The organism is Christiangramia oceanisediminis (assembly GCF_022570735.2).
In the GTDB taxonomy this organism is placed as follows: domain Bacteria; phylum Bacteroidota; class Bacteroidia; order Flavobacteriales; family Flavobacteriaceae; genus Christiangramia; species Christiangramia oceanisediminis.
Genome location: NZ_JANCNS010000001.1, coordinates 1,293,987 through 1,307,365 on the forward strand (window position 1 = coordinate 1,293,987; position 13,379 = coordinate 1,307,365).

Consider the following 13,379-nt stretch of genomic DNA (forward strand, 5'->3'; position numbering starts at 1 on the left):
ATATTATTCGTTTCGTTCGATATATCGAATGATGGTTTTGGCGATGTCTTTGCCCGTAGCTGCTTCAATTCCCTCCAGGCCGGGAGAACTGTTCACCTCGAGAATTAGCGGCCCCCTGCTGCTCTGAAGCATATCTACCCCGGCTACTCCAAGCGCCATGGCTTTGGCAGCCTTGATCGCTGCGTTTTCTTCTTCATCTGTAAGCTGAATAACCGAAGCGGAACCTCCACGGTGCAGGTTCGATCGAAATTCACCTTCTTTTCCCTGTCTTTTCATAGCACCAACTACCTGGCCATCTACCACAAAGGCGCGAATATCGGCCCCGCCGGCCTCTTTGATAAATTCCTGCACGATAACCCTGGCCTGCAAACCGTTGAAGGCTTCGATGACCGATTCAGCTGCATTTTGAGTTTCTGCCAGAACCACTCCAAGTCCCTGGGTTCCCTCCAGCAATTTGATGATCACCGGGGCACCGCCTACGTGCTCAATGATCTCATGAACATCTTTGGAGTAATTGGTGAAAACGGTCTTTGGTAATCCCAAGCGTGCCCTGGAAAGTATCTGCAGGCTTCTCAATTTATCACGGCTTCTAACCAGTGCCTGTGACTCGGTAGTCGTAAAAACCCCCATCATTTCGAACTGTCTCACCACCGCGGTTCCATAAAAGGTTACTGAAGCACCAATCCTGGGAATAACGGCATCTGTATCCTCCAGGAAATGTCCTTTATAATAGATGCAGGGATTCTTTTTCTCAATGATAAGGTCGCATTTTATGGGGTCTATTACCTCTACCTCATGATGCCTTTTCTTGGCGGCCTCAACCAGTCTTCTGGTTGAATATAATTTTGGGTTTCTCGAAAGAATTCTAATCTTCATTAATCTTCTTGTTATACGACACATCGATCTGCTCGGTGTCTACAATGAATTTTTTTGTTAAAAACTTGCGACCAATTAATACGGGATATCGCATTTCCTGCCTGTCTGATAAAGACAGGGATATTTTAAAAGTTTTGTTGAACAGTCGTATCCTTGATTGGATCAAATACCGTTTCTGAATGATGCCGTTGCTGCTTCTCACAAAAACCACATCATATTCTTTGAAAACAAAGGCTTTATGGTTGTAATCAGGATGTTCGTCATCCAGGAAGCTGCAATGGATCTCGTCATCTACCTCCTCGATGTTCTCGCAATGTATGGAGGAGGTGTAGGCTCCGGTATCGATCTTTACAGCGATATCATTGAGCTTAAGATCAGGGAAATCTGCCTTATCGAATCTACCGATCACGATTTTATCCATACTGCAATATACTAAAAACGAACAGCTTTAATTTAAAGCAAAAGTAATGGATAAAGTTTTGAATATTTTCAAAAATAAACCGGCCGGAATGTTAAGATTTCCGGCCGGTTCATGCTTAAAAAAAGAAGCTCACCTTTCCTCTTGCAAAGAAAGGGGTACCAGGGGTGAAATGTATCTCTTCCACCGGGAGCACCTCATTTCTCAGCCTGCTTTCGGTAGCAAACTGGGTTTCGTTCCATTCGGTATCGAATAGATTCTCGATAATGATCCCAAACTCGATATTGTTAAATCGATAGTTCAGGTTAAGATCTGCCACGAAATAGCCTTCAGCCGTTATGCTGAAATCTTCATTGGCAGGCCGGTCGTTAATATAACGGTAATTCAGGGCGCCTGAAAATCCTGATAGGTTTTCCATGGCGATCCCTCCTGACGAAGTGAATTCCGGAGCTAATGGAATATAATCTTCGCCCGAAGCTTCCTCTGTGCTTCTCGCGTAGGTGTAATTTAAATCGCTAAAAAGGTACAGCCAGTTTGCTGCCTGCCATCGCGCTCCCAGGTCGAAACCAAGTCTTCTGGTTTTTCCGCTGGGTTCCACGATCGCGGCATCGCCCACATAAACGAATTCCTGGTCCAGGTAAAGTATCCAGGCCACGGTATTCAGGATCCACCTGCTGTTAGGTTTAAAGACCAGCCCGAGATCGGTTCCGTAGGCTGCAGGAAGGATCTCTTCTCCATTTCTGGCGACCACTACCCGGGTGTCGTTGGAATGAAACCCGATCCCGCTTTTCAGGTACAATTGTAACTGGTTGGAAGCGGTATAGCTGAAATTGAGCTTCGGGCTTAGGATCAGTTTGTCCTCGCTTCGGTTATCATAGGTTTCAGTGATCAGATTTTCATAATCGAAATTGAAATAGTCCAGTCTTAAGGCCGGATTCACCAATAACTTTCCAAAATTGAAATTCGTGTTCAAAAAACCATACAGGTTGGTCTCATCGATATTCCCGTAGGCCAGCCTTTCAAGGAGTTCATCCCGGTTTTTAGTGCGGGATAGCTCATTCTCGTTACTGTCGTCATACCTGAAACCGATCCCTGCCGAATAATCCATTTCAAAAGGTAAATTGGTCTCTTCATTCACAAAAACCGTTTCTGCGCCTAACAAATTCCTGTCTTCCTTTTGTTTGATCTGGTCACCGTTCACCGGGTCTTCCAGGAAAAAGGTGAAATTGGAATACAGCTCGAAATCATAATGGGAATAATAGGCCCTCGTTTTCAGCTTTTTGGAGGCTGAAAGGAATTCGGTATGATTCAGCAAAAGATTGGTACGGCTGGTATTCCCGCCTTCCGTATCATCGATAGCGCCAAACCTGCTGATGGTTCCATCATCTACCGCTCGCTGCGGGATCTGACCCGATGCGTCCCATTTACTTTGAAAATGGGATAAGCTAACCTTTAATTCCTGGTCTCCTGGCCGGTCCAGGTTGTATTTTCCCATGATATTGAACCGGTTGAAATTCTGCGGACTTTCAAAAGGTCCGTCAAATAGGTTCAGGGAACTTGCGATATAGGCATTGCTGTTTTCCCTCTCGAGGACATTCAGCATTCCCACCAGCCTTTTGCTATTGAAATCCCCTAGTTCAAGGGAAACCAAATTTTCATCGAGTCGGTCTTTTGTTCTGAAATCAACAAAACCGGCTGTGGTAAAATTTCCAGATTCGGCATAATAAGGGCCTTTTCCAAATTCGATGTTTTTGATCGTTTCCGGGATCAGGAAATGCAGGTCGCTGTATCCCTGGCCGTGGGCATGCGAAACCATGTTCACCGGCAGCCCGTCAACCGAAAGGGAAATATCGGTCCCGTGGTCGATATCGAAACCGCGAAGAAAGATCTGCTCAGCCTTACCGCCGCCAGCATGCTGACCAATGATCAACCCGGGCACCTTCCTCAGGATCTCCTGCGACGATTTTACCGGGTTGGTTTGAAGATCGATGCTGGTGATCTCGCTTAAGGGATTGCGTTTGCCGCTAAGCACGATTTGCTCAAGACTCATCGAACTTTCCCTGAGCTCAAAAATCTTAAGCCTGCCAGGATCTTCGTTGGTAATTGTGTATTCGAGTCGCTCATAACCAAGGAAGCTGATGCTGATCACATCTCCCGGAGCTACATTTTTTAAGTTGAATTCTCCCATGGAATTGGTATGCGTGTGAAATCCTGAAGAGCTGTCGTAAACAGCTACATCTTCAAGCGGATTTCCCAGGGTGTCGGTTATTTTGCCCTGGAAACTTTGAGTCTGGGCAAAACCGATTCCACAGAAAAGAATTAGAATATTCAGTATTCTTTTCATTTTAGAATGTATGCAAGCAATGGTCCTTAGTTTCGGGCATAAAAATGCCGGCTATTTAAGAACCTGCTTTTGTTTTTTAAATAGGTAAATGGACGAACCTTACTAAGGCCGTCTAAGGAAATAATTATGTGCTGAAGATTTCAGGTGGAGGAGAAGGGATTTTCCGAAAATTCGAATAGTCTTTTAATTTATAGACTATTTGTTCAGCTGAATGTGATTCTACAAATTTTTCTGCTGCAGCTAATTCCTGAAGCAGGTGTTTGTCATATTTTTCTTTTTCGGTCTTTTCCTGCGGAATTTGATCATGATCCTGGGTATTCAGCACCGTGCCAATGAAATCAAGGACATCATGGCTATGTTGTGCTGAAGGCGAATGCTCCTGATGCGCGTGTGAATGCTCTTTCTGCCCATGCGAATGTGTATGTTTTTTAACCTGAACATGGGAATGATGATGGGCAGAGGAGGTTTCGCTTAGCTGGTGTGATATTTTGTGAGAAAGTTCCAGGATCTGCTCGTGCATGGGGCTAAGCAGATATAGCAGGGCGAAAGACACTGCCAGGTATTCCTTGATCGAAACTGGAAACTGCATCTGAAACTATCGGGATTCGCTTCAAATTTAAATAAAATTGGTTTGGGGTAAATGCCGAAGACAGCTTTTAATAATTTTGTGCGCCCCAAACCGAAACAGACTGTCAATTAAATTTTAAATTTGGGATAATGGAAAAACCTGCTCTGGAAGTTCAGTTAAAAACCCTGCCCAACAATCCCGGTGTCTATCAGTATTTCGATAAGAACGGGAAGATCCTTTACGTGGGAAAAGCGAAAAACCTGAAAAAAAGGGTCTCTTCTTATTTCAACAAGAAACATGATAGTCATCGTACCGGGGTGATGGTAAAGAAGATCCATGAGATCCGGCATATCGTGGTAGAATCTGAAACCGATGCGCTTCTCCTGGAGAACAACCTGATCAAGAAACACCAGCCTCGCTTTAACGTGATGCTGAAGGATGATAAGACCTATCCCTGGATATGTATCAAAAATGAGCGTTTCCCAAGGGTTTTTCCCACTCGCAAATTAATTAAGGATGGAAGCGAATATTATGGTCCGTTTACCAGTTTTAAAACGGTGAATACGCTTCTGGATCTTATTAAAGGGCTTTATAAATTGCGTACCTGCAATTATGACCTGGCCGAAGATAAGATCAGGGATGGAAAATATAAGATCTGTCTCGAATATCATCTTGGAAACTGTGAAGGCCCTTGCGAAGGGTTTCAATCTGAAGAGGAGTATAACCGAAATATCGAAGCCATCCGGCAGATAGTAAAGGGGAATTTCAAGGATTCCCTTCAGCGCTTCCGAAACCAGATGAAAGAGCATGCCGAAAAGATGGAATTCGAGGATGCGCAGCGAATCAAGAACAAGATCGATGTACTGGAAAACTACCAGTCCAAATCAACTGTCGTAAACCCGAAGATCAATAATGTAGATGTGTATTCGGTAGTTTCAGATGAAGGTTATGGCTATGTGAATTTCCTTCAGCTTTCACATGGCGCGATCATCAGGTCTCATACTATCGAGATGAAGAAAAAACTGGATGAAAGCGACCGTGAGTTGCTGGAGCTGGCTATCGTAGAGATCAGGCAACGATTCAATTCCAATTCAAAGGAGATCTATGTGCCCTTCAAAGTTGATGTTGGGGAAGATATCAGGATCACTGTTCCGAAATTAGGAGATAAAAAGAAGATCGTCGATCTTTCAGTAAGGAACGCAAAATACTTCCGCCAGGAAAGGTTCAAGCAAATGAAGATCGTGGATCCAGACCGGCATGTGAACCGGGTAATGGCCCAGATGAAGGAGGATCTTCGGCTTAGCCAGGAACCAAGACATATCGAATGCTTTGATAATTCCAACATACAGGGAACCAATCCCGTTGCAGCCTGCGTGGTCTTTAAAAACGCTAAACCAAGTAAGAAAGATTATCGTAAATTTAATATTAAGACGGTTGAAGGGCCAGATGATTTCGCTTCGATGGAGGAAGTGGTCTTTAGAAGATACAAAAGACTTTTGAACGAGGGGGAGGAGCTGCCGCAGCTTATAATTGTAGATGGTGGGAAAGGTCAGCTTTCGAGTGGGGTGAAAGCCTTGGAAACGCTCGGTTTGAGAGGAAAAATAGCCATCATTGGGATCGCCAAAAGATTAGAGGAGATTTTTTACCCCGGAGACCCGATTCCTTTGTATCTTGATAAGAAATCTGAAACTTTAAAAATCATCCAGCAGCTCAGGAACGAGGCGCATCGCTTCGGAATTACATTTCATCGCAATAAAAGGAGCAAAACCGCGCTTAATACAGAGCTGGAAGAAATTGCAGGCATCGGCGAGAAGACCGTTGTGGAATTGCTGAAACACTTCAGGTCTTTGAAAAGGGTGAAGGAAGCTTCAAGAGATGATCTTGCTGAGGTTATAGGCTCTGCTAAAGCTGCTATTATACATAATCATTATCATCAGGAATAGATGAAACGTATCCTCTGTTTACTTTTTATTAGCATGTCACTTCTGCTGCATGCTCAGGATCAACCTGAGCCAAAGGTAGGACTTGTGTTAAGCGGAGGTGGAGCCAAAGGTCTTGCGCATATCGGTGTGCTGAAAGTGCTGGAGGAACAGGGAATCAAAATAGACTATATTGGCGGGACCAGCATGGGCGCTATAGTTGGCGGACTTTATGCTTCGGGATATTCAGCCAGTGACCTGGATTCGATCTTCAACCAGACCAATTTTAATATCCTTATACAGGACGACCTTCCAAGAAGGGCCAAGACCTTTTATGAAAAGGAAGATTCAGAAAAATATGCGATTACACTTCCATTTGATAATTTTAATATTTCATTTCCCACCGGTTTTTCAAAAGGTCAGAACATTTACAATTTGATGTCCCGGCTTACCATGCATGTGAGCGATGTAGATGATTTCAGTAAATTGCCTATTCCGTTCTTTTGTGTGGCGGCAAATATTGAAACCGGCGAAGCGGTCTTTCTCGATGAGGGGTCGCTGGCCAAGGCCATGTCGGCCAGTGGGGCTATTCCAACCCTGTTAAGCCCTATAAAAATAGATGATGACTTGTTAACCGATGGTGGGGTTGCCAATAATTATCCTGTGGAAGAGCTTCGGAAAAGGGGCGCGGATATAGTGATTGGGGTAGATGTTCAGGATAGCCTGGTTCAGAGAGACCGGTTGCGAAGTGTTTTTGAGATCCTGAGCCAGATCGGGAATTTCAGGACAATAGCAGAAATGCAGGAAAAAATTCCGCTAACCGATATTTATATCAAACCAGATATCACTCCTTTTTCGGTAATGTCTTTTGAAAAGGGAAATGCGATCATCGATTCAGGAAGGGTAGCTGCTCTTGGAAAATTACCGGAATTGAAGGAGCTGGCAAAAAGGACCTCAAATGCACATCCACGGCCAAAGGTTAGCAGGATAGATACCTTCAATATTAGTTCACTTTCGCTTCGAGGGAACAGCACCTATCCCCGGGCGTATGTTCAGGGTAAACTGAAGCTGAGGTATGATGAGCCTTATAATTTTGATGATCTCAATATAGGGATCAATAACCTTAGCGCTACCGGGAACTTCAACAGGATCAGCTACCAGCTTATCCCCGAGGACGACAAGGGAAATTATAACCTGGCCATGCAGATCGAAGAAAGTGAGAATAAAATGCTGCTTCGGCTTGGACTGCATTATGATGAACTCTACAAAAGCGGGGCACTTATCAATCTAACCAGGAAGAGTTTGCTGTTTGCCAACGATGTGGCTTCCATTGATTTCGTTGTAGGTGATAACCTAAGGTATAATTTCAATTATTATCTGGACAAGGGATATTATTGGAGCATTGGCTTGAATTCACGATACAATAATTTTGATAAATATGTAGCGGTGGAGGATATTCGGTCTTCTGGCAGGGCCCAGGATCCAATTTTGCTGAACGAGCTGGAGATCAATTTCAGGGATTTCACCAATCAGCTTTACCTGGAAACCTTATTCCAGCAGGTATTTTCGATCGGTGCCGGGCTGGAGCATAAATACCTGAATTTTGAAACCACGACTTTCAATGATCCCGAAAGCGGATTAGACGAGATCGTTTTTGACGACAGTCATTACGCCAGTACCTTTGGATATTTGAAATTCGATTCGTACGACAACAAATATTTTCCTTCAAAAGGCTTTCATTTCAACGGAGATTTTCATCTTTACCTGTATAGCAGTGATTATACCAATTCCTTTTCTGAATTTTCCATCGCACAGGGCGCCATTGGGTATGCAGCATCGCCTTTTACAAATTTCACTACGCGAATATCTACTGAAACAGGCTTTAAGATAGGGAACGACGGTACACAGGTGCTGGATTTTTTCCTGGGTGGCTATGGCAATGATTTTATCAATAATATCAAGCCATTTTTCGGTTATGATTTTATGAGCCTGGCTGCCGACAGTTACATAAAGGCGACCTTCGAACTGGATTACCAGATCTTCCGGAAAAATCACATAATCGCCGGGGCCAATATTGCCAACGTGGAAGATCGTTTATATTCTACGGGAAACTGGTTTACTTTGCCTGATTACACTGGATACGCCTTAGGCTATGGAATCGAAACATTTATGGGTCCGCTTGAGGCTAAATACACGTATTCACCTGAGGTAAAACAGAGTTACTGGTTCTTTAGTCTGGGCTTTTGGTTCTAATTTACGGGTTTACAGATTTTTAGACTATGTGAGCTGTTTTTAGACTGTTTTTAAGATTGTTTCTCTAAATTTTCATGATATTTGTAGTAATCGAAAAATATGGTCGAAAAATTCCTAATTTTTCAATAATCTGAAGGAAATTCTTCGATTTAAAAACAAATTCTCATGCCTTTTTATCATAAACTTGGTAAAATACCTCATAAACGCCACACGATCTTCAGAAAGCCAGATGGCGGCCTGTATTACGAACAGCTTTTTGGTACCATAGGTTTTGACGGGATGTCTTCGAACCTGTACCATGAGCATCGTCCAACCCAGGTTAAGGAGATCAAAGGGAGTTATGATGCGACACCAAAAGTTGCTGTAGAAAATAATATAAAATCCTATCGCTTTAAGGGATTCCAGGTAACCCCGAATCCAGATTACCTGGAGAGCAGGAAGCCCATACTTACGAATTCAGATTGTGATATCATCCTGGCCTCTCCACAGGGCTCAACGAAAGATTATTTTTATAAGAATGCCGATTCAGACGAATTGCTTTTTATTCACAAAGGGAGCGGGAAATTGAGGACTCACCTTGGAAATCTTGATTTCAAATACGGCGATTATCTTTTGATCCCAAGAGGAACAATTTATAAGATTGATTTTGATGATGAGGATAACCGGTTATTCATCGTGGAATCCAGGAGACCTATCTATACACCGAAACGCTATAGAAACTGGTTCGGACAGTTGTTGGAGCATTCACCTTTTTGTGAGCGCGATCTAAGGCAGCCACATGAACTGGAGACCAATGACGAAAAAGGAGATTTCCTGATCAAGATCAAGAAAAAAGGAAAAATATTCGATATGGTTTATGCGACGCACCCGTTCGATGTGGTGGGTTATGATGGCTATAATTATCCGTACGCGTTTTCCATTCATGATTTTGAACCTATAACCGGGCGTATTCACCAACCACCACCGGTGCACCAGACCTTTGAAACAGATGCATTCGTGGTTTGTAGTTTCTGCCCTAGAAAATATGATTATCACCCGGAATCCATTCCGGCGCCATACAGCCACAGCAATATAGATAGCGATGAGGTGTTATATTATGTAGATGGCGATTTTATGAGCCGAAATGATATCGAGGCCGGGCATATTTCACTGCACCCTGCCGGAATTCCACACGGGCCTCATCCAGGTGCGGTAGAACGCAGTATAGGTCAGGTAGAGACCGAAGAGCTCGCAGTGATGGTAGATACCTTCAAGCCATTGATGCTTACTGAAGACGCCATGGAAATCGCAGATGAGACCTATTATAAATCGTGGTTAGAAGATAATCATAAGTAAATTAGAAGATCAGAGAATTAGATAATTAGAGAATATGGTCAAACGGGTTTTGTTTTTATGATGACTTTTAATGAACGTTATAAGGACAACCTAATCTTGATCAAAAGCTTTGAATTCGCCAGGAAAATTATCGAGTTCGCTGAATTACTGAATAGCCAGAAAAAATTTGTATTATCCGATCAGATCCTAAGATCAGGAACTTCGATTGGAGCAAATGTCAAGGAGGCTCAGAATGGAGAAAGCAAAAGGGACTTTTTGCATAAGATGAAAATAGCGATTAAGGAAGCAGACGAAACAGAATACTGGCTTTTCTTATGTAATGATTCTCCGGGATATCCAAATTGCGAGCCTTTGATCAGAGATTTGGAAGTAATAATTAAAATTTTGAATAAAATAATTGGTTCCTCAATGAGAAAATAGGTCTGGAAAAATTTTCTGATCTTCTCATTTTCGAATCATCTAATTTAAATTAAAATGTCAACAGATAATACATCACTTAAACTTGAAAAAGTAGTACCTCAGGCAGAAGATTTCCTGCCAATTCTGGGGACGGACTTTGTAGAACTATACGTGGGTAATGCCAAGCAATCTGCTTATTATTACCAGCATGCCTGGGGATTCCAGCCTGTAGCTTATTCCGGATTGGAAACAGGGAATAAGAATGCTGTTTCCTATGTGCTTCAGCAGGGAAAGATCAGGTTAGTACTTACCTCGCCAATGCAGCCAGATGGAGATATCAATGCTCATATCAACAAACATGGAGATGGTGTGAAATTCGTTGCCTTATGGGTAGACGATGCAAGAAAAAGTTATGAGGAAACCACCAAACGTGGAGCAAAATCATATGTAGAGCCATATGTTATGGAAGATGAGAACGGAAAAGCCGTGATCTCAGGGATCCATACCTATGGGGAGACCGTTCACCTGTTCGTAGAGCGAAAGGATTACCAAGGGCCATTCCTTCCCGGTTATAGGGTTTGGAATACCAAGGCGCAAACCAAAGATACCGGGTTGAAATATATAGACCATATGGTTGGTAATGTAGGCTGGAACGAGATGAACAAGTGGGTGGAATTCTATGCCAAGGTGATGGGCTTCGCCCAGCTGGTATCCTTTGATGATAAGGATATCTCAACCGAATACACTGCTCTTATGAGTAAGGTGATGAGCAACGGTAATGGAAGGATCAAATTCCCTATCAACGAGCCAGCAGAAGGAAAGAAAAAATCCCAGATCGAGGAATATATCGATTTCTACAATGGTGCCGGGGTGCAGCATATCGCACTGGCGACCGATAATATCATCGAAACGGTTACTCAGTTAAGAGATCGCGGCGTGGAATTCCTGTATGTGCCAGAAACCTATTATGACGATCTTCTGGACCGAGTGGGTGATATCGACGAAGATCTTGAACCTCTAAAGGAGCTGGGAGTACTTGTAGACAGGGATGATGAGGGGTATTTACTTCAGATCTTTACCAAGCCGGTATTGGATCGTCCAACCATGTTCTTTGAGATCATTCAGAGAAAAGGCGCTCAATCTTTTGGAAAAGGAAACTTTAAAGCCCTTTTTGAAGCGATTGAAAGAGAGCAGGATTTACGAGGAACGCTGAATTAGTTTTAAAAGATTGCTAAAATTTAGATGGAAAAAATGAATTATTGAGAACTCCATAATAATATAGTTAAAGTTAATTTTGCTATTGCGGGGAAGGTAGAAATATCAGACTTTTGCACCGCATTTTTGGAGTGGTTACCAGGAATGATAAATTTTTTTCATAATTTAAGTTTTAGTTGGTTAATAAGACAAAATTCCCTGTCATTAATTTGATGGGGTTTTTTGTTTTAATATTTTTGGAATAGTAATTGTAATTAGCCTAACAGCCTGAAAACACTATAACTTTAGGATTAACCTTATGAAGAGACTTATTGCAATTACCACTGCTTTCCTTTTTATAGCCACAGCCCCTCTATTTTCCCAGGATGCATTTAAGAATGGTGAGTGGTTTAAATTCCGAATTCACTACGGGCTCTTTAATGCCAGTTATGCAACTTTAGAGGTTAGCGAAGCCCATCTAAACAATAAGCCTGTTTATCATATCCAGGGTCGTGGAAAATCTACCGGCCTGTTAAGTCTTTTCTTTAAGGTGGACGACGATTATCAAACATATATCGATAGAAATACAGGAAAACCTTACAAATTTATAAGAAAGATAGATGAGGGCGGCTATACCAAAGATCTAGAAATCGACTTTGATCACAGGGCTAACAAGGCTCATGTGCTAAACAAGAAAAACAATACCAGAAAGACCTATTCTGTACCCAATAATGTGCACGATATGTTGAGTGCATTTTATTATATTCGCAACCAAATAAATTCTGAAGAGCTAAGACCGGGCGAGGAAATGAGGCTTAACATGTTCATCGATGACGAGAACATGGATTTCAAGCTGGTGTTCCTCGGCAGGGAAGTGATAAAGACCAAATTTGGCCAGGTGGCCACTTTAAAATTCAGGCCATATGTTCTGGCCGGAAGGGTTTTTAAGGAGAAGGAAAGCCTCACTTTCTGGATTAGCGATGATAAGAATAAAATTCCGGTGAAGATCGAGGCCGATCTTGCCGTTGGTTCGCTGGATGCCGACCTTGAAGCGTATAAGGGATTAAAGCACCAGTTTAGTATAATAATGAAGTAAGCAGCATGGAAATAAAACCTGAAATCGCTGAGAGAATAGGGAAGCTGGAGGAAAAATTCAGGAATTCAGGACAGGATATGGGCTCCTATCTGGACGGCCTTTTGCATGACAGGTATTTGTCTTACTGGGACTATATTAGTTTGGACACGCTTTTAAGCCTGCAAAAAACCAATACTCATTTTCCCGATGAAACCATTTTTTTAACTTACCATCAAATTACCGAACTTTATTTTAAGCTCATTATCCATGAGCAAAAACAAATCATAGAAACCCCTCAGCTTTCGGTCTCGTTTTTTACTGAAAAGCTACATCGAATCAACAGGTATTTTCGCATTCTAATCGATTCCTTTGACGTGATGATCAAAGGGATGGAACGTGACCAGTTCCTCAAATTCCGGATGGCTCTTTTGCCTGCCAGCGGATTCCAGTCGGCGCAATTCAGAATGATCGAGTTCTATTCCACTCCAATGGAGAATCTAGTTTCTGCAAGTATTAGAAATCAGTATTCAAAAGAAGACAGTATCGAAGAGCTTTATGAGAATATTTACTGGAAAAAGGGCGGGATCGACTTAAAAACCGGAGAAAAAACACTTACCTTAAAGCAATTCGAAAAAAGATACACTCCCCGGTTTTTACGAATTGCCAACCAGGTTAAGGAAAGCACCATTTACCACCGCTATCTCGATATGACCGAAGAAGACCGGAATAATGAGCAACTGGTAAAAGCGCTTCGAAATCTTGATGTAAATGTGAACATCAACTGGTTGTTGATGCATATGGGCGCAGCCTACAGGTATTTGAGCAAGGAAGGAAAAACCGTAAAAGCGACCGGAGGAACCAATTGGAAAGAATTTCTTCCACCTGGTTTTCAAAAAATATCATTTTTCCCGGAACTCTGGACTCGGGAAGAGCTGGATGACTGGGGAAAGCAATGGGTGAATCATACTTTTAATACAGAAAAATAAAATAGCATAAAA

At 42.5% G+C, this 13,379-nt stretch carries 11 protein-coding genes; 7 read left to right on the forward strand and 4 right to left on the reverse strand.

All coding sequences use genetic code 11. The features are described 5' to 3' along the window. Positions 1–3 precede the first annotated feature (3 nt). The 4 genes from rimK to MKO06_RS05855 all read right to left on the reverse strand — a co-directional run bounded on the left by rimK (position 4) and on the right by MKO06_RS05855 (position 4,227). Positions 4–876: a 30S ribosomal protein S6--L-glutamate ligase gene (gene rimK / locus MKO06_RS05840; protein WP_241549716.1), complete on the reverse strand. Its 873-nt coding sequence runs from the start codon at positions 874–876 to the stop codon at positions 4–6. Next, complete coding sequence (locus MKO06_RS05845; protein ID WP_241549717.1) at positions 866–1,297, reverse strand: ATP-dependent zinc protease family protein; 432 nt, start codon at positions 1,295–1,297, stop codon at positions 866–868. The genes rimK and MKO06_RS05845 overlap by 11 nt, the downstream gene beginning before the upstream one ends. 115 nt (positions 1,298–1,412) lie before the next feature. Continuing rightward, positions 1,413–3,638, reverse strand: a complete 2,226-nt coding sequence (locus tag MKO06_RS05850) for a TonB-dependent receptor (protein ID WP_241549718.1) — start codon at positions 3,636–3,638, stop codon at positions 1,413–1,415. A gap of 124 nt (positions 3,639–3,762) precedes the next feature. Beyond that, the gene (locus tag MKO06_RS05855) at positions 3,763–4,227 is read right to left on the reverse strand and encodes a hypothetical protein (protein WP_241549719.1); all 465 of its coding nucleotides are present in this window, start codon (positions 4,225–4,227) and stop codon (positions 3,763–3,765) included. Between the two features lie 128 nt (positions 4,228–4,355). On the opposite strand from MKO06_RS05855, the gene uvrC reads away from it, so the two are divergent. The 7 genes from uvrC to MKO06_RS05890 all read left to right on the forward strand — a co-directional run bounded on the left by uvrC (position 4,356) and on the right by MKO06_RS05890 (position 13,367). Beyond that, positions 4,356–6,149, forward strand: a complete 1,794-nt coding sequence (uvrC, locus tag MKO06_RS05860) for an excinuclease ABC subunit UvrC (protein WP_241549720.1) — start codon at positions 4,356–4,358, stop codon at positions 6,147–6,149. Then, positions 6,150–8,378: a patatin-like phospholipase family protein gene (locus MKO06_RS05865; RefSeq protein ID WP_241549721.1), complete on the forward strand. Its 2,229-nt coding sequence runs from the start codon at positions 6,150–6,152 to the stop codon at positions 8,376–8,378. 165 nt (positions 8,379–8,543) lie between these two features. Continuing rightward, complete coding sequence (locus tag MKO06_RS05870; protein ID WP_241549722.1) at positions 8,544–9,713, forward strand: homogentisate 1,2-dioxygenase; 1,170 nt, start codon at positions 8,544–8,546, stop codon at positions 9,711–9,713. Between the two features lie 57 nt (positions 9,714–9,770). After that, complete coding sequence (locus tag MKO06_RS05875) at positions 9,771–10,133, forward strand: four helix bundle protein (RefSeq protein WP_241549723.1); 363 nt, start codon at positions 9,771–9,773, stop codon at positions 10,131–10,133. Between the two features lie 54 nt (positions 10,134–10,187). Beyond that, positions 10,188–11,330, forward strand: coding sequence for a 4-hydroxyphenylpyruvate dioxygenase (gene hppD, locus MKO06_RS05880; RefSeq protein WP_241549724.1), 1,143 nt, complete (start codon positions 10,188–10,190; stop codon positions 11,328–11,330). A 295-nt stretch (positions 11,331–11,625) separates the two neighbouring features. Next, entirely contained in the window at positions 11,626–12,402 is a 777-nt protein-coding gene (locus MKO06_RS05885; protein WP_241549725.1) for a DUF3108 domain-containing protein, read from the forward strand. A gap of 5 nt (positions 12,403–12,407) precedes the next feature. After that, the gene (locus tag MKO06_RS05890) at positions 12,408–13,367 is read left to right on the forward strand and encodes a tryptophan 2,3-dioxygenase family protein (RefSeq protein WP_241549726.1); all 960 of its coding nucleotides are present in this window, start codon (positions 12,408–12,410) and stop codon (positions 13,365–13,367) included. Positions 13,368–13,379: the final 12 nt, after the last annotated feature.

What these genes read in the sequence shown, in the direction of transcription:
- hppD (WP_241549724.1), top strand. Translation starts at nt 10,188, where the DNA reads ATGTCAACAGATAATACATCACTTAAACTTGAAAAAGTAGTACCTCAG.
- MKO06_RS05845 (WP_241549717.1), bottom strand. Translation starts at nt 1,297, where the DNA reads ATGGATAAAATCGTGATCGGTAGATTCGATAAGGCAGATTTCCCTGAT.
- MKO06_RS05870 (WP_241549722.1), top strand. Translation starts at nt 8,544, where the DNA reads ATGCCTTTTTATCATAAACTTGGTAAAATACCTCATAAACGCCACACG.
- MKO06_RS05875 (WP_241549723.1), top strand. Translation starts at nt 9,771, where the DNA reads ATGATGACTTTTAATGAACGTTATAAGGACAACCTAATCTTGATCAAA.
- MKO06_RS05850 (WP_241549718.1), bottom strand. Translation starts at nt 3,638, where the DNA reads ATGAAAAGAATACTGAATATTCTAATTCTTTTCTGTGGAATCGGTTTT.
- MKO06_RS05885 (WP_241549725.1), top strand. Translation starts at nt 11,626, where the DNA reads ATGAAGAGACTTATTGCAATTACCACTGCTTTCCTTTTTATAGCCACA.
- rimK (WP_241549716.1), bottom strand. Translation starts at nt 876, where the DNA reads ATGAAGATTAGAATTCTTTCGAGAAACCCAAAATTATATTCAACCAGA.
- MKO06_RS05890 (WP_241549726.1), top strand. Translation starts at nt 12,408, where the DNA reads ATGGAAATAAAACCTGAAATCGCTGAGAGAATAGGGAAGCTGGAGGAA.
- uvrC (WP_241549720.1), top strand. Translation starts at nt 4,356, where the DNA reads ATGGAAAAACCTGCTCTGGAAGTTCAGTTAAAAACCCTGCCCAACAAT.
- MKO06_RS05865 (WP_241549721.1), top strand. Translation starts at nt 6,150, where the DNA reads ATGAAACGTATCCTCTGTTTACTTTTTATTAGCATGTCACTTCTGCTG.
- MKO06_RS05855 (WP_241549719.1), bottom strand. Translation starts at nt 4,227, where the DNA reads ATGCAGTTTCCAGTTTCGATCAAGGAATACCTGGCAGTGTCTTTCGCC.